The sequence below is a fragment of the Alistipes sp. An66 genome, from assembly GCF_002161445.1.
Taxonomy (GTDB): Bacteria; Bacteroidota; Bacteroidia; order Bacteroidales; family Rikenellaceae; genus Alistipes; species Alistipes cottocaccae.
In genome coordinates this window covers 270,371-295,089 of sequence record NZ_NFHT01000002.1, presented here as the reverse complement: position 1 = coordinate 295,089, position 24,719 = coordinate 270,371, and the positions used below count along the sequence as shown (strand labels likewise).

Here is a 24,719-nt window from a genome sequence, read left to right as displayed (position 1 = left end):
TTTTGGACTCTCCTTCCTTGTGACGCCGACAGGACTCAAACCTGTAACCTTCTGATCCGTAGTCAGATGCTCTATTCAATTAAGCTACGGCGCCTTTCCTTTATTGCGAGTGCAAATGTACGGCAAAATTCCGAATCCTGCAAATAAATCTTTTAAAAAATTTTCGGAATCGCTTCCTTTCCGCTTTTTGCGACCTGTTTGCCGCACGCCGACAGTGGGTTGTACTCCCGGGTTGCAGCTTCGGGCGACTTCTGTCCTCCCCGCCCGGCGGGTTATTTGATCTCCCGGTCGGGATGCTGCTTCAAAAACTGCTCCCAGCTCTGCGATCCGCCCTTCGAAGCCGCCTTCTTGCCCCCTCCGAGCCCCTTTACCCGCTCGTCGCCCAGCGCGGCATTCAATGGGCTTGCCGTGGCGAAGTAGTGGCACAGGGCTACCGCCATGCCGTCCGTGGCGTCGAGCCTCCGCGGCGGCCGGTCGAGGGTCAGCAACCGGCAGACGATCCCCGCCACCTGCTCCTTCGTGGCCGATCCGCGCCCCGTGATCGACTGCTTGATCCGCATCGGGGCATACTCGAAGACCGTCAGGCTGCGGCTCAATGCCGCGGCCATCGCAACGCCCTGTGCGCGTCCCAGTTTCAGCATCGACTGCACGTTCTCCCCGAAGAAGGGCGATTCCAAAGCCACCTCCCGCGGCCCGTACTCGTCGATCAGCGTCCCGACCCGCTCGAAGATGTAGCGCAGCTTGGCGTAGGGGTCTGCGAGCTTGTGCAGGTCGATGTCGCCCAGCACCACCGAACGCACCGTGCGTCCCTCGACCTCCAGCACGCCGTAACCCATGTAGTTCGTGCCGGGGTCGATGCCCATGATGCGGTATTTTTCCTGTGCTTTCATTTCGTTGCGTTGTCGTGTTCGCCCCGAGCCGGGGTTGAAACAGAACCCCTCCCTCCCGTTGCTGCGGAAAGGAGGGGCTGTGGTGCAGAACGCCGAATCCGTCAGTCGAGCAGTTCGGCGATCTTCTCGTAAAGGGCCTCGCCGCGCAGGTTCCTGGCGATGATCGTGCCCTCGCTGTCGATCAGGAAGTTCGACGGGATGCCTTGGATGACATAATCCTCGCGGGCCTGATTCTCCCAGCCGTTGACCTCGCTGACGTGAATCCAGTTCATCTTGTTCTTCTCGATGGCGCCGAGCCACTCCTCGCGGCCGTTGTCGAACGATACGCCGAAGATCTCGAAACCCTTCTTGTGGAACTCATCGTAGGTCTTCTTCAAGTGGGGCACCTCGCCCATGCAGGGACCGCACCACGAAGCCCAGAAGTCCAGCAGCACGTACTTGTTTGCCGGGTTCTCGACAACCGATTTCAACGATACCTCGTTGCCGTCGGCATCGGGCTGCACGACGTCGATGCAGGGTTGTCCCACTTCGGTCTTGATCATCTGCTCAACGTCCCGTTTGAGGTCCGTCAGGAGTTTCGAGGCCTGCAACTCGGGTGAGAATGCGGCGATCTCGTTCAGCAGTTCCTCGCCCGGACGCTCGTTGATCTGCTGGGCGAGCATGAAGGCGCCGAGATAGTTCCCGCGGTTGGCCTGGTAGACCGAGTCGAAGAGGGCATAGTACTCCTCCTCGATGGCGGCGCTGCGTTCGTCGGAGGTCTCCGGGTTCTGGGCCTCGAGGATCAGGGCGCGGGCCGCCTCGTTCCATGCGGCATTGGCGTCGTTGGCCGGGGTGCCGGTGGCGATCTTGAACATCGGGTTCTCGGCGTCGTCCGAGATGGTGATCGTGCCGGGTTCGAGGAAGAAGCGGGCGTAGAAGGAGCCCGAGTCGTCCTTGGCGTCGCTCAACATGTACATCGCCGGGCCTTCGACCGTGCCCTTGAAGCGGAATGCGCCGTTGTCGACTGCGGCCGAATCGATGACCTGCTGCTCCTCGTCGAAGAGGTAAACCGTGCCGGTCACGCCTGCGAGGTTGCCCTCGACGATGAACCGGTTCTTGCTGCCGCAGCTGCACAGCGCGGCGGCCGAGAGAGCCATAAGGAGTACTTTTTTCATGGTTTCTTTATTTTTGGAGTTCTTTGATCTGTTTTTCGAGCTCCTGGACGCGGCGCACCAGCTCCGGGAGGTTCTTGAAGACGGCCGACGAACGGTGGTACTGCATGCCCGGGAGGGCGGGGTAGCCGAGGCGGATCTCGTCGTCGCCGACGTTCTTGTCGATACCGCTCTTCGAGCCGACCTTCACGCGGTCGCCGATCGTGACGTGGTCGGCGATACCGACCTGCCCGGCGAGGAAGCAGTTGCGGCCCACGCGCGAGGTCCCGGCAATGCCGGTCTGGGCCGACGAGACGGTGTTCTCGCCGATCTGCACGTTGTGGCCGATCTGGATCAGGTTGTCGAGCTTCACGCCGCGGCGGATGATGGTCGAGTCGGTCTTGGCGCGGTCGATGCAGGTGTTGGCGCCGATCTCGACGTCGTCCTCGATGATGACGTTGCCCAGCTGGGGGATCTTGTCGAATCCGCCCGCGGCGTTGGGCATGAATCCGAAGCCGTCGGCACCGATCACGGCGCCGGCATGGAGGATGCAGTTCGCCCCGACGGAGCACCCTTCGTAGATCTTCACGCCGGGATAGAGCGTCGTGTTGTCGCCGACCGTTACGCCCTGTCCGAGGTAGACCTGGGGGTAGATCTGGCAGTTCTTGCCGATTTTCACGCCCTCCTCGATGACGGCGAAGTCGCCGATGTAGCACTCCTCGCCGATCTGGGCCTTTCCCGAGATGGAGGCGCGGTCGCTGATCCCCTTGCGTCGGGGTTTCGCGGCGTTGTACATGGACAGGAGTTTCACGACGCAGGCTGCGGCGTCGTCCACCTTGATGAGCGTGGCTGCGACGGGCTGTGCGGGTTCGAACGAGCGGTCGACCAGGACGATCGAGGCTCCCGTAGTGTAGAGGAAGGGCTCGTATTTGGGATTGGTGAGATAGGCCAGCGATCCGGCCTTTCCCTCCTCGATCGAGGAGACGGTGTGTACCGAGGCGTTCTTGTCGCCGAGGATGTCGCCGCCCAAAAATCCGGCGATCATTTCGGCCGTAAATTCCATCATAGTCGTTCGTTTAGAGGTATTGGTTGATGTCGATTCCTTGTGGGAGGAACTCCTCGACGTTGCGTCCGAAGGCGAGGACTTCGCGGACGGTCGACGAGGAGATGTCGGCCACGGGGGCTGGGGTGAAGAGCATCACGGTGGTCAGCGCCGGATAGATGCGGTGGTTGGTGGCCTCCATCGTTCGTTCGTACTCGAAGTCGGTGGTGTTTCGGACGCCGCGGATGATGGCGCAGGCGCCGACCTCCTCGGCGAATTCGCCGGTGAGACCGGTGTAGATGCGGGCCTCGACGCGGGGTTCGTTGCGGAAGACGTCGTCGATCAGCCGTTTGCGGTTTTCGACGGTCAGCAACCCGCATTTGGCGGTATTGTTGCCGATGCCGATGACCACGCGGTCGAAGAGGTTCAGGGCCTCGTCGACCAATGCTTCGTGTCCGCGGGTGAAGGGGTCGAACGACCCCGGGAATATCGCGATTCGTTCCATATCGGACAAAGGTAGAAAAAAAACGCAAACCCCGCACGTTTTCCTCCGATTATTCGTGCGGAGGGGCTCCACAGTGTGTCGGGCCGCCTTTTTCCGGGGTTGCCGGGTCTTCCGGGAGCGGGCAGCGGGTCTCGGGAGGTTGCGGGTCCGTTCAGCGGTCGATTCTCACGTCGAGCACCACGGGCAGGTGGTCCGAAGCCTTCTGCACGCTGCCGGCCTCGAAGCGGTCGAGGACCTGCGCCTGAAGGACCTCGCACCCGGCGCCGTTGTCGAGCTGGAAGATGTAGTCGATGCACTCGCGCGGGTCGTCGGACGGATAGGTGGGGTTGCCGGGGGTCAGGACCTTCCACGCGCGGCGCAGGATTCGCAGGGTTTTCGAGTCGGGGGGTGCGTTCATGTCTCCGCCGAGGAAGACGGGCTTCGTCGATTTACCGTAGTGCTCCTGCATGATGCGGTTGACCGTGGCGGCCTGAATGGCCTGCTGTTCGGCGGAGACGTGGTCGAGGTGGGCCGTAGCGAGCACGAAGCGGTCGAATTCCGAGACGACAAGCACGCGCGGTTCGGCGCCGACCCCCTTTTCCAGCACGACGGAGAAGGTCCGGAGGGGCTTTTCGCGGCTGACGATTCCGGCGCCGTAGCTGCCTCCGTCGAAAGGCATGGCGGCGCCGAAGGTGAAGGCCCAGCCGCCGAGGAGTCCGGCGATGCGTTCGAGCTGGAAGACCCGGCCCGTGCGGTTGGTGCAGCTGTCGAGTTCGTTCATGCAGACGGCATCGGCTCCGATCTCCTGCATCATGGCGGCGATGAGCGGGTAGTCGTCCGCGATGTATTTGTTGAAGATGCCGACGTTGTAGGTGACCAGTCGGGTGACTCCGTCGGCTTTCGGGGCGAGGGGCTTTTTCGGGGCGTTGTTGCGGGGTGCGGCTGTGGCTGCGGAGAACAGCAGGACGGCTGTCAGCAGAAGTCCTGCTCGGAGCAGTTTCGAAGATTCGGTTGTCATGGCTGCTGTTGGTTGGGTTGGGGTATTTTTTCGAACAAAATTACGCATAAGTTTCCGGATGTGCAATCTTTTCCGGCGGGGAACCGCCCCGTTCAGCGTTCGATCCGGATGTATTCGGCGTAGACGATCCGCGTGTGTGGGTTCGAGGAGACGATCTCCTGCCGGAGGGCTTTGGTTCCCCATCGTATGAAGAGGAAGCGTCGGGGGATGCGGTGAATGACCTGCCGCAGGGTGTCGACGCTGCTCACGCGGCAGCGGACCGAGTCGTGGGAGATGCACCCTTCGATGCGGACCCAGGGGTCATGCCAGCGGAAGGTTTTCAGCGTGTCGAAAACGGACGCTGCCGTATCCCGCCGGATGACGGAGTCGCGGAGCGGGGCATGGAGGTCGGTTTGCGTCGCGGCGGCGATCTTGGCCGTGGCTTCGAGACGGCGCAGGCGGATGCCGAGGCGGCGGATCTCGGCGGCATCTTCGGTGCGCAGGCGTTCGAACTCCGCGCAGCGCAGCCGCAGGACCCGGGCTGCGGCGGCCTCTTCGCCGGCCCGGGTGCGGTAATGGGTGAGATCGGAGGCGAGGGCTTCCTGATTCTGGACGAGACGTCGGTTTTCGCTCCGGAAGTGGCGGAGTGCGACGACGAGTGCGGCCGTGACCAGCACGGCGTAAAGGATAAGGTATTTTTTCATGATCTGCGGGATTGGTTGACCCCGCAAGATAGGATGTCCGGGAGGCGTCCGGTTTCTATTTTTTTGGAAAACTTTTGGAAAGGTCCCCTTTCTTAAAGGGGTTATTCCGCCGTTTGGTATTCGATGGTGATGTACTTGCCGTTGTACCACCAACCCGACTGATACACGTACAAACTGCCCGGTTTTTCGGCTTGGTCTACCCATACCGTAAGCGGGAAACCCGAGTTCCCGTCCCCGGGATTGTTTTCGCAGCTCAAATACGTCAGTTTCGTATTCCGGCTTATATCCAACTCCTTCAACTGATTGTCGTCGCAGTACAACTTCGTCAGTTCCGTGTTCTGGCTTATATTCAGCGTCGGCAACGAATTGCGGTTGCAGTTCAATTTTGTCAGCGCTTCGAAATACTCGATCCCTCGCAGGGAGGTCAGGGAGCCGGGATTGTCATAAGTTCCCGAAATATCCAGTTCGGTCATTATGGCCATGCTTTGCATCTCCTGCATCGTGATCTTCTCCGCATCGGCGACAATATCCCGTTCCTGCAACTTCTGCGCAAAGGTCTCATCGAACAGTGCGGAGAAGTCCATGTCGTCGGACAGGCCCGTCTGGGTGACGGTCAGCCGCACGGTCTGCTCCCCGCAGACGAGGTCGACATAAGCCGTGCGGGGCGCTGCCTGGAAATTCCGTGCGGCGGACATTCCGAGGCTCTGTTCTCCGGCCGCACCGCCCGCGGCATCGGCCGTCAGCCACGCGGCATCGGCATCGGTTTCGTCTCCGGCTTCGGCATCGTCGTACACGATCGAGAGGGTCCAGTCGCCCTTTGCGGAGAATGCGGCCGTTGCAGTCCGCTTCTCGAAGGCCCCGAGCGTGTAGTCGGTCTGCTCAACGGTCAGATTTTGAGGGGGGGGGAATTGCATCGACCAGATCCACCTTGACGCACCCGGCGGCGGTCAGCGCGAAGAGGGCGGTCAGCAGGTAAAAACGTTTCATGATGGTTGTTTTTTGGAGTTTGTAAATCCGGTTTTTCCAAAGATAGGGATTTTTCCCGAACGCACCAAACCGATCCGCCCGAAGGGTATAAAAAACAGGGTATTCCGAAGAAAAATCGCTCCGCGTCGCCGCTGTTCCCTGTTCCCTGTTCCTTCTCTTTACCCTTTCCGGCCCCTCCCCGGTTCAATTCAGAACGTATCCCTCGTCGGTCTTGCGGATCGTGCCCTGCTCGACCATCTGGGCGATCATGCGCGAGAGCGACGGGCGCGCCACGCCGAGGATGAAGGCCGTCTCCTGCAAGTTCCGCACGGCGTGGTGGTCTTTCAGATAGCTTACGAGCCGCGACGAGAGGCTTTGCAGGGCGAACTCGTTGATCCGTCGGCTCAAAAAGAGACTGTGGTCGGAGAGGATCGTCAGAAAATTCCGCAGTACGCTGTTGTCCTGCTCGATGATTTGCAGGATGCTTTCGCGCCCCACGACCCAGAGCCGGCAGTCGCTGTTGGCGACGATCGACACCGGGTAGCGGTTCTCCGTCCCGAAGATGAACGCCGAGGCGAGCGTGTCGGGCGCCGAGAGGGTGTCGAGCGTCAGTTCACGCCCCTCGGAGCTGGTCATCTGGGCGTAGACGCTTCCCTCGCACAGCAGGAACAGCGAGCGGCAGACGCTGTTCTGCAAGGCGATGAAATCCCCCTTCCGGTACGAGGCGTAACGCCCCGGGGATTTTTGCAGAACGGCTTCCACAAGGTTCCGGTCGCCGCCTTTGAAGAGGGGCATGTTGTAAATTTCACATTCCATACGGGCTTGAATTGTCGGTCGGAGTTTCGCCGTAACCTATGTTACGGAAAAGCTCTTTGCGAGGCTCTACTTTTGCAGCCGGTTTCGGACGATCCTTTGTCTGCACTGTGCGGGAGGGTGCCGGTCCGGATGTTTTGAATGTACAAATATAACAATAAAAGCGCCAAATGAAGAGAATTCTTTTCGCAGTTTTGGGATGCGGCCTGTTGCTGGCCTCCTGCGAGCGGGACGGGTGGGACTCCGCGCCGTCGGTGGCGGAGGAGACCCCGGCGGCCTTCCGGTTGAACTATACTGCTTATGACGGGGACGACACCCGTTCGGCCGCTCTCCGGACGGCCGATTACGACCGGGTCGAATTCCGCGTGATCGACGCTTCGGGGGCTGCGGTGACCAATCTGAAAGGTCTCTACGATCCGTCGTCTTCGGAGCTGCGGATCGAGGGGCTCCGCGACGGGGAATACCGGCTGCTGGTCCTGGGAATCCGGGGCGACGAGCGGGAGGACCGGGCGACGATCCGCCCGATCGGCCATATCGACGAGACGTGGTTGAGTTTCCCGGAAGACCTCGGGAAGCCGCTCGACGCCGAGTATTTCTATTCGCAGACCCCCTTTACGGTCCGCGTGGAGACGGGCTCCTCGGGAATCCCTTCGATCGAGATCACGGGTACCGAGACCGTACAGCAGCGGATCGTCGGACGCGCCGACTTCACGTTCTCCTATGAGAACCCCTATGTCCGCACGGCCGAGGTCTCGAAGCGGGCCACGCTCTCCGGAATGCGTTTCCGTACGGGGCTGACCGGTTCGGGATCGTTCGTCGGGGAGAGCGACGAGTTGTCGTTGGAGGTCGATCTGGCCGCGGCGTCGGGCTATCTGTTCCTGCCGTCGCTGGAAACCACCGCGCTGCGGGGCGAGATCGAGATCGAGACGCGCACCTATCAGGGCGGTCGGGTCCGCCGGCTCTTCGGGTTCGAACTCGACCGGATCGAGGCCAACCGCATCGGGCGGGTGAATACGCCGGTCGTGCATCCGGACAATGCGTCGGGGACGATGTTCATCACGCAGCGGGCCTACGACGAGGGCAGCCACGCGCTGATTCTCCAGGACGGTGAATCGAAGGAGATCTATACGGACGCTTCGCAGCGACGTTTCAATACGGCGCAGCCGCTCCAACTCTCGGTGACCGACGCCGGGGAGCTGCACGCCCGCTTCTATTCGCCGCGGCCCCTCTCCGGGGTGCTCGTGCGTGCCCGGATCCCGCAGGTCGACAGCGAATACCTCGACCTGGCCTGGTTCGACAGCATTCCGCCGTTTGCGGATTTCCGCGAGATCCTGCCGCAGATGCAGCGTCCGACGCTTTGTCGCTCGGAATCGGGTCGCTGGGTGGAGCTTCCGCAGCTGGACGTGCCGGCTCTGGCGGGCATCGAGTTCAAGATCGAATCGGAGGACCCCTACTGGTCGAAGTTGCAGGGGATCCTGCACGGCTGGACCATTGCATTCGGACTCTACGGCGGGGATCCCGATCTTCCGAACGGCGGTCCGGTGGGCAACTGGATGGGCATACGCCCGGTGCATTGCCGCGAGGTCGTGGCCTTTTTCCTGAACTTCACCTACATGATCGACATGCCCCAGCACGAGGTGATTCTCCGCGAGAACCAGGACCGGCTCTACGGCAACGGCGGCGTCGAGGACAAGGTGACTCCCGAGACGGTGCTTGCGCAGATGCGTCAGCCGCGGAGTCTGATCGTGGGTCTGGTCTATCCGGGTCACGGCGTCATCGGACTGGGCGGAGGCTATGTCTTCGGAGCCTACCAGACGGCATGGCTCAACCACTATACCAACACCTATTCGTGTGAAATCATGTTCCACGAGCTGGGGCACGTGATGGGTTACAGCCACGACAGTTCGTTCACCTACGGACCGTGGGCGCAGGAGCTGATGAACAACTTCTACGTCGAACATCTGGGCGAGATGCCGATTGATTCGTCCACCTATCTGAATACATCCAAAAACCCGACCTTGTATCCGTAAATCATGAAGAGAAACAGTTTATTTATCCATTGGGCAGCAGTGCTGCCGATGCTGCTGTCGGCCGCGGGATGCGCGGACGACGGGATGCCGGATGCCGGGCCGGTTGCGACGCCGCTTTCCGTGCGCCTGCATGCGGTGACGCCCGACGGCGCCGATGCCGCCGATCCCGGGTCGGCGATCCGCACGGTGACGGGCTACCGTTTCGAGGAGGGCGTGCTTCGGGAGGTGATTCCGGGGGTTTCGTCGGGCAGCGGGGACCTCTATACCTTTTCGTCGGCGACGCCGCGCGGCGAACTCCGGCTGGCGGTGAATGCTGCGGGCGTGGGCTCCTTCGGGACGCTGGTCCCGGAGGCGACTTCGCTCGAAACCTTCCTGCGGCTCGACGCGACGCCCGACGAACTGACGCACGACGGGTTCGTGATGACGGGCACCCTCCTGTTGGACGGGGCGGGACTCTCGACCGCTCCCCGGAGCGTGAATCTGCGCCGGAGCGTGGCGCGTATCGACCTGCTTTCGCGCGATGCGGAGGTCGAGGTCCACTCCGTGACGATCCGGCGGATTGCCGACCGGGGCTATGTGGCGGAGAACGGCGCGCCGGCGACGCCGTCGTCGGCCTCGCGGACGGATTTCCGGCGCGACTACGGCGATGCTCCGCTGGTAATGTCGCGCGAGACGCTGCTCTGCCTCTGCGAACAGCCCAACGACGGCATGGAGGTCGAAGTCGTGACCCGTTTCGACGGAGGATGGCATCGCTTGAAGAACACCCTTCCTGCGCAGCTGCTCCGCAATACGGTCTATACGCTGGAAGTCCGGGGCCGGGGTGCCGATGCCGGGGTGACGGTGACGGCCGGAAGCTGGGAGGAAGGTTCCACGGCGGAGTCTGCGCCGATTCTGCGGGGTGTGGTCGATGCCGGGGCTTCGGAACTGCCCGATGGCGTGCGTCTCAACGCCGCCTGCGATACGGTCTACATCCCCCATGTGGCCGGTGCGCTGCGTCTGGTGCTGCGGGCCGAGGCAGGTTCGGAGGTGATCGTCGACGGTGAGGTCCGCGGGGTCCGCGTGACGCCCGAGCGCGTGACGCGGGGACTGGAAACGGTGGCCGCCGTTTCGGTCACCACGCCGCTGCGGATGCCGGGAACGAAGGACGAATACATCGGACTGACGCTGGCCCGCGACGGCGTGATGTCGGGGCGTGTGACGCTGGTCTTTGCGGCCAATCCGGTGCGGATCGAAGGGCTGCTGCAACTGGATGAGACGGGAGCGTGCGATTTCGGACGTTACATCGAGGGCGAACTGGCCCGCATCTCGGCTCCCGAAGGGGTCGAACTCCGGCTGGAATTCGCCTCCGGCGAGCCGCGGTGGATGGCGCTGGTGCCGGACGGGGATGCCTTCCGCCTGCTGGGCGGCTGGAAACCCAACGACCCGCAGGCCGACGGCCGCGTGCAGGAGGGTTTTCTGGTGATTGCGGATGCCGGCGGGAGTGCCGTCGAGCGTTATGCGGTCCGCCGCCGCAACTGGGGGCTCCCGGTCGTGAATATCGGCGGCACGTGGTGGTGCAAATATAACCTGCGGGGCGATGTCTCGCGCTACGAGGATCAGGTGCTGATTGCGGACGATCCGGCCGGGGATGCCGATCTGGCGGACTATCTGATCGCTGCCGACGATGCGGATCTGCTGGCTCTTCTGGGCGACCAGTATCAGGCCGGAAACCCGCAGGGTCTTCCGCTGCGGCACGACGGTTCGGCCTTCTATCACGAAGGAATGGCCTCTTCGGGCCAGAATTTCGGGGTGCTCGATCCGACGGCGATGGCGCCTTGCGGCTATCAGGTTCCCGACTACGACGACTATGCCTTCTTCACGCGGAGCGAGAACTACAACCTCGGCGGCGTCGGGGAGCGGACCTTCCGCAATGCGACGGGCGAGGAGCTGACGATCCGCATCCAGGAGCGGGAGACCGAGTTCTTCGGCCATGCCTACGGTACGATCGCGGTCTATGAATTCCGCTCCGGGAATTCGGTCTGGGTGCTGGCCGGACTCGGCCACCAGTGGACTCCCGCGGCGGGAAACATTGCCCGGATGTCGCTGTTGCTGGCCACGTATGGCAACGCTTCGAAGACCTGGATGATGGAGGGCTATGCCAATGCGGACCGTCCGGGCCAGAACTGGTTCAAGTTCGTGGCGAACAATTCGACGAAGACACGCGTGCTGCGCTGTGTGAAGACGCCGGTCGAATATATTTATGGGGAGTGACGCCGCCGGATGCGGCGAACTCCTGACAGGAGAAACAATCAAACGAGGAAAATCATGAAAACGAACAACAAAAAGATGAATGTGAAGATGTTTGCCTGGGCACTGGTCCTGGGGTTGGGAGCCTGCTCGGATGCGGTTGATACGCTTCCTGTTCCGGGCCCGGCGCCGCTGGTGAAGACCCGTCTGGCGGCCTTCGAGGGCACGGGACAGGCGCTGGAGGGCGAGAACGAGGTTTCCGACCTGCGTGCATGCCTTTTCGAGTCGGGCGTCCTGACGAAGGTCTACGATGCGCCGACGTCGGTCGACGTCGGTTACGGGATCCAGCTCGACAGCCACGCCGGAACGCTCTACGTGGTGGCCAATACCGAGGGCCTGCTGGATCTGAATGCCTTGAAGGAGCGTTCGATCAGCGAGAGCGAGTGGTTGCAGCTCTCCGTGGCGATGCAGGGTGCCGCTCCGGCGCACTTCTTCTCGGGGAGTGTGAAGCTCGACGGGATGGAGAATTCGCAGACGGAGCTCCCGGTGACGCTCAAACGCGGTCTGGTGCGCTTCGACTTGCAGATCCGCACGGCGGGAGTGGCCTCGGTCCGGAGTCTGACGCTGAAAAACGCCGCACAGTCGGCCTATCTGTTCCCGGTTCCGGGCGACCTCTCGCCGGCGGACGTGCAGCGCCGGGATGCCGTAGCGACGATTTCGGAGCCGCTGACGAAGGATACTCCGGCGGTACTGTACCTCTACGAGCAGGAGAACGACGGTCTGGAAGCGGTCATCGAGGCCGAGATCGACGGCGTGTCGAAGACGCTGACCAAACGTCTCGAAACGGATCTGGAACGGAACAGGATCTATACACTGACCGTGCGCAAGGATGTCATCGACGTGCATCTGGACGTCTCGTTCGATGAGTGGGAAGAGGGCGGCGATACGGAGCTGACGCCGCTGCGCCGATAGAATCCGATGGAATCCGCCGGGATTCCCGGCCTTCGTAAAATCTGTAATGACATGAAAATGCTGAATCACAAGATATTGTTGCGGGCGTTCGGCCTGCTGGCGCTCTCCTGGCAGCTCGCTTCGTGTACGGAGCCCCTCGAATCCGTTCCGGGGGACTCCGCCGCGGAGCGGGTGGTCCGGGTCACCGCGTCCTCCTTTCCGACGGCGGGAAGTACGGGAGCCGTCGCCGGGGAGGAGCGCATCGAGCAGATCCACGCATACCTCTTCGAGGAGGGTCTGCTGACGCGCATCGACGAGAACCTTCCGCTGTCGGGCAACGGGTGCGACCTGCGTCTCGACCGGCTTTCGGGTACGCTCTATGTCGTCGCGAACGCGCATCCGGAACTCATTTCGGGTCCTTTGTCCGAGGGCCTCTCCGAGCGGGAGTGGCTGGCAGCGACGATCGGAAAGGCGGACGCTGCAACGGCCGATTTCTCGACCGGACGGCTCGATCTGGGTGCCGTTCCGGCCGGTTCGGCCGTGGTGCCGCTGACGCTGACCCGCGGCACGGCGCGTTTCGACCTGCGGCTGCGGGTTGCCGGGAGTGTCTCGGTCGAGGCGTTCACGCTGCTCGGCGCCGCCCGCACGGGTTACCTGCTGCCGCAGGAGCACATTGCGACTCCGCCCTCGGCCGTGCGGACGGAGGTGGCGGCGGCCGTTGCGCTGCCGCTGACGGAGGATACGCCCGGCGTGGCCTATCTCTACGAGCAGGAGAATGCCGACCTGCGGGTGCGGGTCGAGGCCGAGATCGACGGCAAGCCCTGTACGTTGGAGGGGGCGCTGCCCCGGACCGTGGGCCGGAACCGGATCTATACGGTGACGCTGCGCAAGGATCTCTTCGACACCGACGTGCAGTTGAGCGTCGAGGCGTGGGGCGACGGCGGGAGCACGGACCTCGACCCCGATCTGGAAGGTGTGCTGACGGTGGATGAACTGCGGTCGACGATCCCTTCCGACGTGCAGGTCGCAGACGGGGGCCGGACGCTCCGCCTGCCCTATACGGAGACGGAGATTCTGCTGGCTGTCGCGAGTGCGGGCCAGTTGGAGGTGGTTCCCCGGGCGGAGTTCCCGCTGACGGTCGAGGAGGTCTCGACGGGCGGCAGCCCGGACGACATGAATCTCTTCCGGATCCGCAAGGCGCGCTATGCCCCCGGCCGCCCTTCGGAGGAGATCGAGGTCCGTTTCCGCCGCAAGGGGCTGGAACAGTTCTATCCCGAGGACCGGATCCTGTTGCAGCTGGCAGCCAATCCGACGCGGGTCGAGGGTCTTCTGGATTTCGACAATGCGGCATACGAGACCGATTTCGGCCGCTATGTCGACAACGAACTGGGCGTCTTCACGCTGCCCGAAGGCAAGGAACTGCTGGCGGAGTTCGGAGAAGGAGAGGATCCGTGGGTGAAGGTTTCGCCCGTTCCGGAGGCTCCGAACACCTTCCGGGTGCTGGGCGGCTGGCGCCCGAACGATCCGACGGCCGACGGCCGTCGTCAGGCGGCCCGTCTGGTGATCCGCAGCCGCGAGGACGGTTCGATGCGCGAGGAATATACGATTGCGCGTCGCAACTGGGGACTTCCGGTGACGTGGTTCCACGGCGTGTGGTGGTGCAAGTACAATGCGCGGGGCAATTCCCGCAATTTCGAGGATCAGATCCTTTCGTCGGCCGATCCGGCGGCGCAGGCCGGGAAGAGCCTCTACAACTACCTGGCAAGCTGTACTCCGGAGGAGTTTTACGACCTTTGGGGATGGGCCTATCAGGGCGGCAGCGGTCAGGGCATGCGGGTCGTGGACCAGGACGGCGTTGCGGTGATGGAGGGCTTCTCGACGGACTCTTCCGTGCATATCAACAAACTTCCGGCGGATGCGCTCTCGCCGGACGGCTACGAGCTCCCGACGATGGAGGAGTTCAACCGCGTTTTCGATGCCACGGACTACATCTGGATGATGTGGGGCGGCACGCACACGCTCCGGGAGCCCTGGGAGGGCCATTCGCGGGTGAGCCGTGCCCAGCAGCGGCGCAACGATCTGGTCGTCGGGACGCTGTCGTTGAGCGATCTGATCAGCGTGCGCATGTGGAGCACGGATTTCCCGTCCGACGAGGGGATCACGTGGTACGGTCCGGGGGCGCAGTGGAATGCGGACGGCATCATGCACTCGGGGCACTACAACAACATACTCTTCGGCGTCCACTCGCCGGAGGGCTCGGGCTGGTACATCGGCGGCGGCATGGGCAACCTCTACATGACGAAGAACGGCGCCGGCACGAAGGATACGCGGATCCTGCGCTTCAAGAAGTCGGACGTCGAGTACATCTACGGGATCTCCGACGCCCGATAGGCACGGCGTCGTCACGGCGACGGACCGATACCCCTGTCACGTTTCGTGGCAGGGGTGTCCGCGTTGGGGAAGTCTGACCGATTTGCGCGTGAAATTTGTCAAAACAGGATAAATTGTCGTTCGGAACTGCGGTTTGTTCATAATCTTTTATATATTTGTGTCCGGAAAGGAAAAACAATAATCAAAACACAATAACGCTATGGAAAACAAACTGCAAGAGTTGACGCAGAAACTCTACGACGAAGGCTTGGAGAAGGGCCGTGCCGAGGCCGGGAAACTGATCTCCGACGCCAGGGCCGAAGCGCAGAAAATCCTCGCCGAGGCGCAGGCGCAGGCCGACGGCATCGTCCGTGCGGCCCGGACGAAGGCCGAGGACGTGGAGAAGAACACGTTGACGGAGATTGCGCTTGCGGGCCGGCAGGCCGTTTCGAAGATCAAGTCGGAGATCGCCGGGGCGATCGTCGCCAAGGCGACGGGCGAGAGCGTGAAGAGCGCCTCGCTGGATCCGGAATTCATCCGCGAGATGCTCGTGTCGGTGGCGAAGAACTGGAACGGCGCCGACTCGGGGAAGGTCACCTTGCAGGCGCTGCTTCCCGAGGATGCGCGTGCGAAGCTCGACGCGGCGTTCGCGAAGAGCGCCAAGTCGCTGCTCGACGCCGGCATCGAGGTGGGATGGTCGAAATCCGTGAAGACGGGCTTCAAGGTGGGCGCCCGGGAGGGCGGCTACTACATCTCGTTCACCGATGCGGATCTCGAAGCGCTGCTGGGCGAATACCTCCGCGAGAAGGTTTACCAACTGTTGTTCAAGGCATAGGGAGATGTTCGCGAACCAATATTACAGTCTGGTTGCCTCGCTGAAAGAGTACACGCTCGACTCCGATACGAAGGGTTTCGACGCCCGGGAGATCGTCGGCGAGATCCTCGACGGCGTGAAGCGGAACGATGCCCGGGAGGTTCGTCTGCTCTACGGCTACTACGACTGCGAGAACCTGGCGGCCCTGCGGAGCGGACGTTCGTCGCACAACCCGCTGGGCAACCTCACGCGCGAGGAGCTGGAGGAGGAGTTGAAGGCTCCGCGCCGGCTTCCGGAGGCGCTGGCGCAGGTCGTGCGGGCCTATGCCGAGCCGGAGGGCGAGGATGCCGAGGCGGTGGATACGTCGCGGCGTTTCGAACGGGCGCTTTTCGGCGCCTACTATGCGTCGTGCGCGCGTTCGCGGAGCCGCTTCCTGCGGGAATGGTCGTCGTTCGACCGGACGCTGCGCAACGTGACGGCCGCGGTGGCGGCCCGTGCGACGGGTCGCCCGATCGAGGAGTCGGTCGTGGGCGGCGGCGACGTCGTGGAGCAGTTGCAGCGCAGTTCGGCCGCCGATTTCGGGCTGCGGGGCGAACTTCCGTACATCGACGCGGTGATCGCGGCGGTGAACGACGAGGCGAACCTCGTGGAGAAGGAGCGCAAGCTGGACCTGATCCGCTGGACGGAGGCCGCGGAGCTGGCGACGTTCGACTATTTCGATCTCGACGCGATTCTCTCCTACCTGGTGCGCGTGAATATCGTGGCCCGCTGGACGCGCCTCGACGCGGCGCGCGGACGGGAGATGTTTGCCCGCCTGATGGCGGAACTGGACGGCCGGGAACTGATTGCAAATAAACAATAAAAAGATACGATGAAAACGACAGGACGTGTAAACGGTATCATCTCCAACATCGTGATCGTCAAGGCCGACGGACCTGTGGGCCAGAACGAGATCTGCCATGTATGGACGGGAGATACGAAAATGATGGCGGAGGTCATCAAGGTCATGGGCGATTCGGCCTATGTGCAGGTTTTTGACAGCACGCGCGGCTTGAAGATCGGCGACCGGGTCGAGTTCGAGGGACACATGCTCGAAGTGACGCTGGCGCCGGGACTGCTGTCGCGCAACTACGACGGTTTGCAGAACGACCTCGAAAAGATGGAGGGTCTGTTCATTGCGCGCGGTTCGATCACCGACCCGGTGGATTTCGACGCCGAGTGGGAGTTCACGCCGCTGGCCCAGGCGGGCGACAAGGTTTCGGCCGCGTCGTGGCTGGGCGAGGTCAAGGAGCAGTGGGTCATGCACAAGATCATGGTTCCGTTCGCGATGACGGAGAGCTATACGGTCAAGAGCGTGGCGAAGGCCGGAAAATACAAGGTCACGGACACGATCGCCGTGGTGACCGACGCCGAGGGCGCGGAGCACGCGATCACGATGGTGCAGAAGTGGCCCGTCAAGCAGGCCGTGCGCTGCTATACGGAGAAGCCGCGTCCGTCGCGCGTGATGGAGACGGGCGTGCGTGCGATCGACACCTTCAACCCGATGGCCGAAGGCGGTACGGGCTTCATCCCGGGGCCGTTCGGCGCCGGCAAGACGGTGTTGCAGCACGCCATTTCGAAGCAGGCCGATGCCGACGTGATCATCATGGTGGCGTGCGGCGAGCGTGCCAACGAGGTGGTGGAGATCTTCAAGGAGTTCCCCGAGCTGGTCGACCCGCGCACGGGTCACAAGCTCATGGAGCGCACGATTATCATCTGCAACACGTCGAACATGCCGGTTGCGGCTCGTGAGGCTTCGGTCTACACGGGCATGACGATCGGCGAGTACTACCGTTCGATGGGTCTGAAAGTGCTGGTCATGGCCGACTCGACGTCGCGTTGGGCGCAGGCGCTGCGCGAGATGTCGAACCGTCTGGAAGAGCTTCCGGGACAGGACGCCTTCCCGATGGACCTTTCGGCCATCATCTCGAATTTCTACTCGCGGGCCGGTCTGGTGAAGCTCTCGAACGGCCGGACGGGTTCGGTGACGTTCCTCGGTACGGTGTCGCCGGCGGGCGGTAACCTGAAAGAGCCGGTCACGGAGTCGACGAAGAAGGCTGCGCGCTGCTTCTACGCCCTGTCGCAGGGCCGCGCCGACTCGAAGCGCTACCCGGCCATCGACCCGCTGGACTCCTACTCGAAGTACCTCGAATACCCCGAGATCCGCGAATACCTCGACGAACACATCGAGAAGGACTGGGTGGACCTCGTGTATGCGGGCAAGACGATCGTGCAGCGGGGCAAGGAGGCCAACGACCAGATCAACATCCTGGGTGACGACGGCGTGCCGGTGGAGTACCACGAGCGGTTCTGGAAGTCGGAGCTGATCGACTTCGTGATCCTGCAACAGGATGCCTTCGACGACATCGACGCCAACTGCCCGATCGAGCGTCAGAAGATGATGTACGAGATGGTGCTGGGGATCTGCCGCAAGACCTTCTCGTTTGCGGATTTCGAGGAGTGCTCGCAGTTCTTCAAGGGGTTGATCAACCTCTTCCGCCAGATGAACTACTCGGAGTGGAAGTCGGAGAAGTTCGAGTCGTACAAGCGTCAGATCGAGGAGTACGTGAGTGAAAAAAACAAATAAGCCATGACAACACGCGCATTTCAGAAGATATATACCCGGATTGACAACATCACCAAGGCGACGGTTACGTTGCGGGCGCAGGGCGTCGGGAACGACGAGCTGGCCACGGTGGGCGGGAAACTGGCCCAGGTGGTGAAGATTATGGGCGAGAACGTGACGCTTCAGGTTTTCGCCGGCACCGAAGGACTTTCGACCGACTCGGAGGTCGTCTTCCACGGCGAGCCGCCGAAGCTGCGGGTTTCGGACGCCCTGGCAGGCCGATTCTTCAATGCCTACGGCGAGCCGTTGGAGGGTGGTGAGATCGTCGAGGGCGAGGCCCGCGAGATCGGCGGCCCGACGGTGAACCCCTTCAAGCGTATCCAGCCCTCGGAGCTGATCGCCACGGGTATCGCGGGCATCGACCTGAACAATACGATCGTGACCGGCCAGAAGATTCCGTTCTTCGCCGACCCGGACCAGCCCTACAACGCGGTGATGGCCAACGTGGCGCTGCGCGCCAAGGCCGACAAGATCATCCTCGGCGGCATGGGACTGACGAACGACGACTTCCTCTACTTCAAGTCGGTGTTCGAGAACGCCGGGGCGCTGGACCGCATCGTGTCGTTCGTCAACACGACGGAGAATCCGCCGGTGGAGCGTCTGCTCGTGCCGGACATGGCGCTGACGGCTGCCGAGTACTTTGCCGTGGACAAGGGCGAGAAGGTGCTGGTGCTGCTGACGGACATGACGCTCTACGCCGACGCACTGGCCATCGTGTCGAACCGTATGGACCAGATTCCGTCGAAGGACTCGATGCCGGGCTCGCTCTATTCGGACCTGGCGAAGATCTACGAGAAGGCCGTGCAGCTGCCCAACGGCGGTTCGATCACGATCATCGCGGTGACGACCCTCTCGGGCGGCGACATCACGCACGCCATCCCCGACAACACGGGTTACATCACGGAAGGACAGCTGTTCCTGCGCAACGACTCCGATACGGGCAAGGTCATCGTGGACCCGTTCCGTTCGCTGTCGCGACTCAAACAGCTCGTCATCGGCAAGAAGACGCGTGAGGACCACCCGCAGGTGATGAACGCCTGCGTGCGCTTGTATGCTGACGCGGCCAACGCGAAGACGAAACTCGAAAACGGTTTCGACCTTTCGGACTACGACGAACGGGCGCTGAAATTCGCCCGGGACTATTCGGAGAAACTGCTGGCGATCGACGTGAACATCGGCATCACGGAGATGCTCGATACGGCGTGGGGACTTTTCGCGAAGTACTTCTCGAAGGAGGAGGTCGCCATCAAGGAGGAGCTGATCAAGAAATACTGGAAGGAGGCGTAACGCACGATGGCCATCAAGTTTCAATACAACAAGACTTCGCTGGGCGAACTCGGCAAGCAGCTGAAAATGCGCCAGAAGGCACTCCCTACGATCAAGAGCAAGGAGTCGGCGCTTCGGTCCGAGGTGAAGAAGGCGAAGGACTCCGCGGCGGACTACCGACGTCGGCTCGATGCCCTGAAAGCCGAGTACGACTACATGGTTTCGCTGTGGGGGGAGTTCGACAGTGACCTGCTCCGCATTTCGGACGTGGAACTCGGCGTGCGGAAGATTGCGGGGGTGCGGATTCCGGAGTTGGAGGATGTCCGTTTCGAGGAGAAGGCCTACGACCTGTTCTCCTCGCCGGCGTGGTTCGCCGACGGCGTGGATATTCTCAAACGGTTGACGCGCCTGGGACTTGAATTCGAGGTCTACAACCGTCGGATGGAGCTGCTGGATTTCGCGCGGCGGAAGACCACGCAGAAGGTGAACCTCTACGAGAAGGTGCAGATCCCGGGTTACGAGGATGCGATCCGTAAGATCAAGCGCTTCATGGAGGACGAGGAGAACCTCTCGAAATCGGCGCAGAAGATCGTGAAAACCAAACAACAGGCCGCCGGGGAGGGCGCGATGCTATGATAGCGAGAATGACGAAATACGACTTTGTGCTCTATGCGGCGCAGAGCGGGGATTTCATCGAGGAGCTTCGCAAACTCGGACTGGTCGACATCACGACGACGGGCTGGGAACCCTCGGAGGAGGACCGCCAGTTGTTGCTCGACATCGAGGGTTGTACGAAGGCTTCGGAGTTTTTGAAGGCGTTCCGCGAAGAGGAGGGTCGCTGCGATTCGGCGGCGGCGCCGTTCTCGTCGGGCGAGGAGGCCTACGAACACTATGCGGCGGCGCAGCGTGAGGCGGCGTCGATCCGTTCGGAGATCGCGCGGCTGGAAAAGGCGGCCGACGAACTGCGTCCGTGGGGCGCGTTCGACGTGACGCGCACGGAGCAGCTCGCCGCACAGGGGATCGTCCTGCGCTACTTCTCCACGCAGCGCAACACCTATGACAAACAGTTGGCGGCGTGGTCCGAACGCTATACGGTTTCGGAGATCTCGCGCAACGATTCGACGGTATGGTTCGTGGTGGTGACGGCTCCGGGCGAGGAGGTCGAACTCGACGCCCAGGAGATGAAGACGCCGCGCATGGACATCCGCGAAGCGGAGCGCCGCATGGCGGAGGAGGAGTCGAAGCTCGCGGCGCTGGATGCGGAGTTCTCGCGTGTGGCGGCTTCGGAGCAGCTGCTGTCGCAGCACGCCGCGACGCTGAAAGAGCGTTTGCAGGGCGTCCGCGTCGAAGCCACGGCGCAGAAGGCTGCGGACGGCACGCTGCTGGTGATGGAGGGCTGGGCCGAGACGGAGACGTCGGCGAAGGTCGACGCCCTGCTGGAACAATACCCCAACGTGGTGTGGATCAAGAGCGACCCGACGCCGGAGGACGATACGCCCGTGAAGTTGAAGAACAACCGTTTCGCACGGATCTTCGAGATGATCGGCGACCTCTACGCGCGTCCGAAATACGGCACGCTGGACCTCACGCCCTTCTTCGCGCCGTTCTACATGCTCTTCTTCGGCATCTGCCTGAACGATGCGGGCTACGGACTGGTGCTGCTGGCTGCGGGTCTCTTCATGCTGCACAAGTTCCGCGAGCCGGGCATGATGCGCCGCGCTTCGTGGTTCGCGACGCTGTGCGCCGTCTCGACGATCGTCTTCGGCGGCATCTGCGGCTCGTTCTTCGGATTGAGTCTTGGGGAGTACTTCCCGTCGATTCCGTTCTTCGATTTCCAGGGCAAGTTCTTCATCCTGTCGCTGGTGATCGGCGTGGTGCAGATCCTCTTCGGCATGGCGCTCAACATCTGGACGACGACGCGCTGCTTCGGCATCACGCAGGCCTTCGGGCAGTTGGGGTGGTTCATCATCCTCGTGTCGTGCATGCTGGCCGTGGCGCTGCCCATGGCTGGGATCACCCTTCCGGGCTTCACCTCGGGGTCGGTGGCCTTCTACGTGGCACTGGGCCTCGGCGCCGTGCTGCTGCTGTTGCTGAACAATCCGAAGCGCAACCCGCTCATCAACCTCGGAGCCGGTCTCTGGGACCTCTACAACAACATCACGGGGCTGTTGAGCGACGTGCTGTCGTACATCCGTCTGTTCGCCATCGGACTTTCGGGCGGTGTGCTGGCGCTGGTTTTCAACACGCTGGCCCAGGGCTTCGTGCCGGAGGGTGCGGGCATCGTGACCCACCTGCTGGTGATGGTCCCGATCCTCTTGGTCGGCCACGGCATCAACCTCTTCATGTCGACGATCTCGTCGTTCGTGCACCCGATGCGTCTGACGTTCGTGGAGTTCTTCAAGAACGCGGGCTTCGAGATGGCGGCGCGGTCGTTCGACCCGATCCGCAAAATGGACAAGACAAACGAATAAAAATAACAATCAAAAAACTTTTCAAAGATTATGGAAACAACAACTGCATTGGTAATGGCTTATGTCGGCGTAGCGCTGATGGTGGGCCTGGCTGGTATCGCATCGTCTGTGGGAACCTCGATTGTGGGTCAGGCGGCCGTCGGAGCCATGAAGAAGAACAGCGGCGCATTCGGCAGCTACATGATTCTCGCGGCGCTTCCGGGTTCGCAGGGTCTCTACGGCTTCGTCTGCTTCTTCCTGGTTCAGGGCGGTCTGACGAATCCGACGATGACGCAGGGAGCCGCGATTCTGGGAGCCGGACTGTTGGTCGGCATCGTGAACCTGGCTTCGTCGATCTACCAGGCGAAGATCTGCGCCAACGGTGTCGCCGCTATCGGCAACGGTCACGACGTGATGGGTAAGACGCTGATTCTGGCCGCCTTCCCGGAGCTTTACGCCATTCTTTCGGTCGCTGCGACCTTCCTGATCGCCACGCTCGACGGTGTGAACCTCTTCTAAACCGTCGTCTCCGGACGCAAAAAGGGACCCGCTGCAACAGCGGGTCCCTTTTTGTGCTTCGGGGCGGAAGCCCCGGACCGTCGGCGGCCCTCCTCGGTTTGCTGCCGGCTTTTGCGGCAATTCGTCGGCGGCCCTCCTCGGTTTGCTACCGGCCTTTGCGGCGGGTCGAGGTGCGGACCTTCGGGCCGCGACTCTTGCCGTGCTCCTCGTCGCTGCGTCCGCGGCGTGCGGCCATGCCGGGCAGGAGCAGCTCGAAATCGAGCTGGCGTTTCTGGAGGTCGGCCCGCTTTACGCGGATGCGCACGGCGTCGCCCAGGGTCAGGCGGATGCCGGTCGAGCGTCCGACGATCTCGTACTGCTGTTCGTCGAAGAGGAAGAAGTCGCCCTCGATGTCGCGCAGGAAGGACATGCCCTCGATGTGGGTCTCGTCCAGCTCGACGTAGACGCCCCATTCGGTGAGGCCCGAGATGTGCCCGTCGAACTCCTCGCCGATGTGCTGTTTCATGAACTCGACCATCTTGTACTTGATCGAGGCGCGCTCGGCTTCGGCGGCAACGATCTCGCGGTCGGAAGCCTGTGCGCAGAGGTTCTCCACGGACTCCTTGTCGACCGACTTCCCGCCGTCGAGGTAGTGGGCCAGCAGGCGGTGGACCATCATGTCGGGATAGCGGCGGATGGGCGAGGTGAAGTGGGTGTAGTAGGGGAATGCGAGTCCGTAATGGCCGATGTTGTCGGTCGAGTAGAAGGCCTTGGCCATCGATCGCACGGCCATCGTGGAGACGGCGTTCTCCTCGGTCGAACCCTTGATCTGCTTGAAGAGCTTGTTCATCTCGCGGGCGACGGCGCGGCCCTTCGAGGCCTTGAAGACGTGGCCGAAGCGGAGGATGAACTGGCGGAAACGGTCGAGCTTCTCCTCGCTCGGGGCGTCGTGGACGCGGAAGACCATCGTGCGGGCGACGGCGCGTCCCTTTTCGTTGCGGCGGTGGGCGCAGAACTCCGCCACACGGCGGTTGGCCAGCAGCATGAACTCCTCGATCATCTGGTTGGACTCCTTCTGCTCCTTGAAGTAGACGCCGAGGGGTTTTCCGTCGTCGTCGAGCCGGAACTTGACCTCCTCGCGTTCGAAGGAGATGGCACCGTTCCTGAAACGCTGGGCGCGCAGGGCCTGGGCCAGACGGTTGAGGGTGAGGATCTCCTCGGCGAAGTCGCCGCGTCCGGTCTCGATCACATCCTGGGCTTCGGCGTAGGTGAAGCGGCGGTCGGAGTGGATGACCGTGCGCCCGAACCACTCGTCGAGGATTTCGAGGTTTTCGTTCAGGGTGAAGACGGCCGAGAAGCAGAGGCTCGTCTCGTTGGGGCGCAGCGAGCAGAGCTCGTTCGAGAGACGCTCGGGGAGCATCGGGACGGTGCGGTCCACGAGGTAGACCGAGGTGCCGCGCTCGACGGCCTCGTCGTCGATGACCGAATGGGGCTTGACGTAGTGGGTGACGTCGGCGATATGGACGCCGATTTCCCAGATGCCGTCCTTGATTTTACGCACCGAGAGAGCGTCGTCGAAGTCCTTGGCGTCGGCCGGGTCGACGGTGAAGGTCGTCACCTTGCGGAAGTCGCGGCGTTGGGCGATCTCGCGGGCCGTGACACGACCGTCGATCGCCTCGGCAGCCTCCTCGACCTCGGGTTCGAAGCGGTAGGGGAGTTCGTATTCGGCCAGAATGGCGTGCATTTCGGTATCGTTGTTCCCGGCGACGCCGAGGCGTTCGACGAGCTCGCCGACGGGGCTTTTGCTGCCGGGCTGCCAGTCGGCGATGCGGACGACGACCTTCTCGCCGTCGCGCACGTCGGGATAGGTGTGCCTCGACAGATAGATGTCCATGGGCATGCGCCGCGACTCTACGCGGACGAAGATCTGATGGGCTCCGACCTCGGCGATGCCGACATAGGGTTTGCGGCTGCGTTCGACGATGCGGGTGACCTCGCCTTCGAACTGTCCGTCGCGGCCGCGGTGGTTGACCGCTACTTCGACGCGGTCGCCGTCGAGGGCGTAGTTTGCATGGCGGGGCTGGACGAAGATGTCGTTTTCGAGCCCGTCGACCGTGACATATACGGCACCCGCATGGGTCATGCCGGTTACGGTTCCCTCGTAGAGGGGGCGGTGCTGCTGCGAGAGCCGGTATTTTTCGCGGGCGCACTCCTCGACGATCCCCTCGTTGAAGAGCCGGTCGAGGATCTCGAAGGTTTCGCGCCGGCCCTCCTTCGAGGCCCCGCCCGATACCGAAGCGAGGTATTTGAGCGTGTATTGCGTGTTGGGGAAATCCCGGAGCAGGTGGAGGATGATCTCCTCGCGGTTGGACCTTCCGGTTTTTTGGGATTCCCGTTTCTGTTTCTTGTTCATATCGGATTGT

General features: G+C 62.4%; 20 protein-coding genes and 1 tRNA gene. 11 read left to right on the top strand and 10 right to left on the bottom strand.

Features of this window, described 5'->3' with window-relative positions:
• Positions 1 to 20: 20 nt before the first annotated feature.
• The 9 genes from B5G16_RS03000 to B5G16_RS02960 all read right to left on the bottom strand — a co-directional run bounded on the left by B5G16_RS03000 (position 21) and on the right by B5G16_RS02960 (position 7,029).
• A tRNA-Arg gene (locus B5G16_RS03000) sits at positions 21 to 94 on the bottom strand.
• Positions 95 to 272: 178 nt separating this feature from the next.
• Positions 273 to 890 carry a crossover junction endodeoxyribonuclease RuvC gene (gene ruvC / locus B5G16_RS02995; protein ID WP_239405937.1) on the bottom strand — a complete coding sequence of 206 codons (618 nt, stop codon included), beginning with the start codon at positions 888 to 890 and terminating at the stop codon, positions 273 to 275.
• 101 nt (positions 891 to 991) lie between these two features.
• Positions 992 to 2,044 carry a TlpA disulfide reductase family protein gene (locus B5G16_RS02990; RefSeq protein WP_087260921.1) on the bottom strand — a complete coding sequence of 351 codons (1,053 nt, stop codon included), beginning with the start codon at positions 2,042 to 2,044 and terminating at the stop codon, positions 992 to 994.
• 7 nt (positions 2,045 to 2,051) lie between these two features.
• On the bottom strand, positions 2,052 to 3,086 hold the full coding sequence (gene lpxD, locus B5G16_RS02985; RefSeq protein ID WP_087260920.1) for a UDP-3-O-(3-hydroxymyristoyl)glucosamine N-acyltransferase: 1,035 nt from the start codon (positions 3,084 to 3,086) through the stop codon (positions 2,052 to 2,054).
• A gap of 10 nt (positions 3,087 to 3,096) precedes the next feature.
• Positions 3,097 to 3,567: a pantetheine-phosphate adenylyltransferase gene (coaD, locus tag B5G16_RS02980; RefSeq protein WP_087260967.1), complete on the bottom strand. Its 471-nt coding sequence runs from the start codon at positions 3,565 to 3,567 to the stop codon at positions 3,097 to 3,099.
• 151 nt (positions 3,568 to 3,718) lie between these two features.
• Positions 3,719 to 4,564 carry an endonuclease/exonuclease/phosphatase family protein gene (locus B5G16_RS02975; RefSeq protein WP_087260918.1) on the bottom strand — a complete coding sequence of 282 codons (846 nt, stop codon included), beginning with the start codon at positions 4,562 to 4,564 and terminating at the stop codon, positions 3,719 to 3,721.
• Positions 4,565 to 4,656: 92 nt separating this feature from the next.
• Complete coding sequence (locus tag B5G16_RS02970; RefSeq protein ID WP_087260917.1) at positions 4,657 to 5,247, bottom strand: DUF6549 family protein; 591 nt, start codon at positions 5,245 to 5,247, stop codon at positions 4,657 to 4,659.
• A gap of 101 nt (positions 5,248 to 5,348) precedes the next feature.
• On the bottom strand, positions 5,349 to 6,161 hold the full coding sequence (locus B5G16_RS02965) for a BACON domain-containing protein (protein ID WP_087260915.1): 813 nt from the start codon (positions 6,159 to 6,161) through the stop codon (positions 5,349 to 5,351).
• A gap of 256 nt (positions 6,162 to 6,417) precedes the next feature.
• Positions 6,418 to 7,029 carry a Crp/Fnr family transcriptional regulator gene (locus B5G16_RS02960; RefSeq protein ID WP_087260913.1) on the bottom strand — a complete coding sequence of 204 codons (612 nt, stop codon included), beginning with the start codon at positions 7,027 to 7,029 and terminating at the stop codon, positions 6,418 to 6,420.
• 167 nt (positions 7,030 to 7,196) lie between these two features.
• On the opposite strand from B5G16_RS02960, the gene B5G16_RS02955 reads away from it, so the two are divergent.
• The 11 genes from B5G16_RS02955 (at position 7,197) to B5G16_RS02905 (ending at position 22,317) form a co-directional block, all read left to right on the top strand.
• The gene (locus B5G16_RS02955; protein WP_087260911.1) at positions 7,197 to 9,056 is read left to right on the top strand and encodes a hypothetical protein; all 1,860 of its coding nucleotides are present in this window, start codon (positions 7,197 to 7,199) and stop codon (positions 9,054 to 9,056) included.
• Positions 9,057 to 9,059: 3 nt separating this feature from the next.
• A complete protein-coding gene (locus B5G16_RS02950; RefSeq protein WP_143260812.1) occupies positions 9,060 to 11,306 on the top strand; it encodes a hypothetical protein in 2,247 nt (748 codons plus the stop codon).
• 54 nt (positions 11,307 to 11,360) lie between these two features.
• The gene (locus tag B5G16_RS02945) at positions 11,361 to 12,254 is read left to right on the top strand and encodes a hypothetical protein (protein WP_087260906.1); all 894 of its coding nucleotides are present in this window, start codon (positions 11,361 to 11,363) and stop codon (positions 12,252 to 12,254) included.
• Between the two features lie 51 nt (positions 12,255 to 12,305).
• Positions 12,306 to 14,624, top strand: a complete 2,319-nt coding sequence (locus tag B5G16_RS02940; protein ID WP_143260811.1) for a hypothetical protein — start codon at positions 12,306 to 12,308, stop codon at positions 14,622 to 14,624.
• Positions 14,625 to 14,823: 199 nt separating this feature from the next.
• On the top strand, positions 14,824 to 15,438 hold the full coding sequence (locus B5G16_RS02935) for a hypothetical protein (protein WP_087260902.1): 615 nt from the start codon (positions 14,824 to 14,826) through the stop codon (positions 15,436 to 15,438).
• 4 nt (positions 15,439 to 15,442) lie between these two features.
• Positions 15,443 to 16,279: a DUF2764 family protein gene (locus B5G16_RS02930; RefSeq protein WP_087260901.1), complete on the top strand. Its 837-nt coding sequence runs from the start codon at positions 15,443 to 15,445 to the stop codon at positions 16,277 to 16,279.
• 9 nt (positions 16,280 to 16,288) lie between these two features.
• Positions 16,289 to 18,043, top strand: coding sequence for a V-type ATP synthase subunit A (locus tag B5G16_RS02925; RefSeq protein ID WP_087260899.1), 1,755 nt, complete (start codon positions 16,289 to 16,291; stop codon positions 18,041 to 18,043).
• A 3-nt stretch (positions 18,044 to 18,046) separates the two neighbouring features.
• A complete protein-coding gene (locus B5G16_RS02920; RefSeq protein ID WP_087260897.1) occupies positions 18,047 to 19,369 on the top strand; it encodes a V-type ATP synthase subunit B in 1,323 nt (440 codons plus the stop codon).
• A 6-nt stretch (positions 19,370 to 19,375) separates the two neighbouring features.
• Entirely contained in the window at positions 19,376 to 19,984 is a 609-nt protein-coding gene (locus tag B5G16_RS02915; RefSeq protein WP_087260895.1) for a V-type ATP synthase subunit D, read from the top strand.
• Positions 19,981 to 21,819 (top strand): V-type ATP synthase subunit I, encoded by a 1,839-nt coding sequence (locus tag B5G16_RS02910; protein WP_239405936.1) that lies wholly within the window; start codon positions 19,981 to 19,983, stop codon positions 21,817 to 21,819. Before B5G16_RS02915 ends, B5G16_RS02910 begins: the two co-directional genes overlap by 4 nt.
• Positions 21,820 to 21,873: 54 nt before the next feature.
• On the top strand, positions 21,874 to 22,317 hold the full coding sequence (locus B5G16_RS02905; RefSeq protein WP_087260893.1) for an ATPase: 444 nt from the start codon (positions 21,874 to 21,876) through the stop codon (positions 22,315 to 22,317).
• A gap of 145 nt (positions 22,318 to 22,462) precedes the next feature.
• Here B5G16_RS02905 and rnr read toward each other — a convergent pair whose 3' ends face one another.
• On the bottom strand, positions 22,463 to 24,709 hold the full coding sequence (gene rnr, locus B5G16_RS02900) for a ribonuclease R (RefSeq protein ID WP_087260891.1): 2,247 nt from the start codon (positions 24,707 to 24,709) through the stop codon (positions 22,463 to 22,465).
• Positions 24,710 to 24,719 lie beyond the last annotated feature (10 nt).

What these genes read in the sequence shown, in the direction of transcription:
- ruvC (WP_239405937.1), bottom strand. Translation starts at nt 890, where the DNA reads ATGAAAGCACAGGAAAAATACCGCATCATGGGCATCGACCCCGGCACG.
- B5G16_RS02990 (WP_087260921.1), bottom strand. Translation starts at nt 2,044, where the DNA reads ATGAAAAAAGTACTCCTTATGGCTCTCTCGGCCGCCGCGCTGTGCAGC.
- lpxD (WP_087260920.1), bottom strand. Translation starts at nt 3,086, where the DNA reads ATGATGGAATTTACGGCCGAAATGATCGCCGGATTTTTGGGCGGCGAC.
- coaD (WP_087260967.1), bottom strand. Translation starts at nt 3,567, where the DNA reads ATGGAACGAATCGCGATATTCCCGGGGTCGTTCGACCCCTTCACCCGC.
- B5G16_RS02975 (WP_087260918.1), bottom strand. Translation starts at nt 4,564, where the DNA reads ATGACAACCGAATCTTCGAAACTGCTCCGAGCAGGACTTCTGCTGACA.
- B5G16_RS02970 (WP_087260917.1), bottom strand. Translation starts at nt 5,247, where the DNA reads ATGAAAAAATACCTTATCCTTTACGCCGTGCTGGTCACGGCCGCACTC.
- B5G16_RS02965 (WP_087260915.1), bottom strand. Translation starts at nt 6,161, where the DNA reads ATGCAATTCCCCCCCCCTCAAAATCTGACCGTTGAGCAGACCGACTAC.
- B5G16_RS02960 (WP_087260913.1), bottom strand. Translation starts at nt 7,029, where the DNA reads ATGGAATGTGAAATTTACAACATGCCCCTCTTCAAAGGCGGCGACCGG.
- B5G16_RS02955 (WP_087260911.1), top strand. Translation starts at nt 7,197, where the DNA reads ATGAAGAGAATTCTTTTCGCAGTTTTGGGATGCGGCCTGTTGCTGGCC.
- B5G16_RS02950 (WP_143260812.1), top strand. Translation starts at nt 9,060, where the DNA reads ATGAAGAGAAACAGTTTATTTATCCATTGGGCAGCAGTGCTGCCGATG.
- B5G16_RS02945 (WP_087260906.1), top strand. Translation starts at nt 11,361, where the DNA reads ATGAAAACGAACAACAAAAAGATGAATGTGAAGATGTTTGCCTGGGCA.
- B5G16_RS02940 (WP_143260811.1), top strand. Translation starts at nt 12,306, where the DNA reads ATGAAAATGCTGAATCACAAGATATTGTTGCGGGCGTTCGGCCTGCTG.
- B5G16_RS02935 (WP_087260902.1), top strand. Translation starts at nt 14,824, where the DNA reads ATGGAAAACAAACTGCAAGAGTTGACGCAGAAACTCTACGACGAAGGC.
- B5G16_RS02930 (WP_087260901.1), top strand. Translation starts at nt 15,443, where the DNA reads ATGTTCGCGAACCAATATTACAGTCTGGTTGCCTCGCTGAAAGAGTAC.
- B5G16_RS02925 (WP_087260899.1), top strand. Translation starts at nt 16,289, where the DNA reads ATGAAAACGACAGGACGTGTAAACGGTATCATCTCCAACATCGTGATC.
- B5G16_RS02920 (WP_087260897.1), top strand. Translation starts at nt 18,047, where the DNA reads ATGACAACACGCGCATTTCAGAAGATATATACCCGGATTGACAACATC.
- B5G16_RS02915 (WP_087260895.1), top strand. Translation starts at nt 19,376, where the DNA reads ATGGCCATCAAGTTTCAATACAACAAGACTTCGCTGGGCGAACTCGGC.
- B5G16_RS02910 (WP_239405936.1), top strand. Translation starts at nt 19,981, where the DNA reads ATGATAGCGAGAATGACGAAATACGACTTTGTGCTCTATGCGGCGCAG.
- B5G16_RS02905 (WP_087260893.1), top strand. Translation starts at nt 21,874, where the DNA reads ATGGCTTATGTCGGCGTAGCGCTGATGGTGGGCCTGGCTGGTATCGCA.
- rnr (WP_087260891.1), bottom strand. Translation starts at nt 24,709, where the DNA reads ATGAACAAGAAACAGAAACGGGAATCCCAAAAAACCGGAAGGTCCAAC.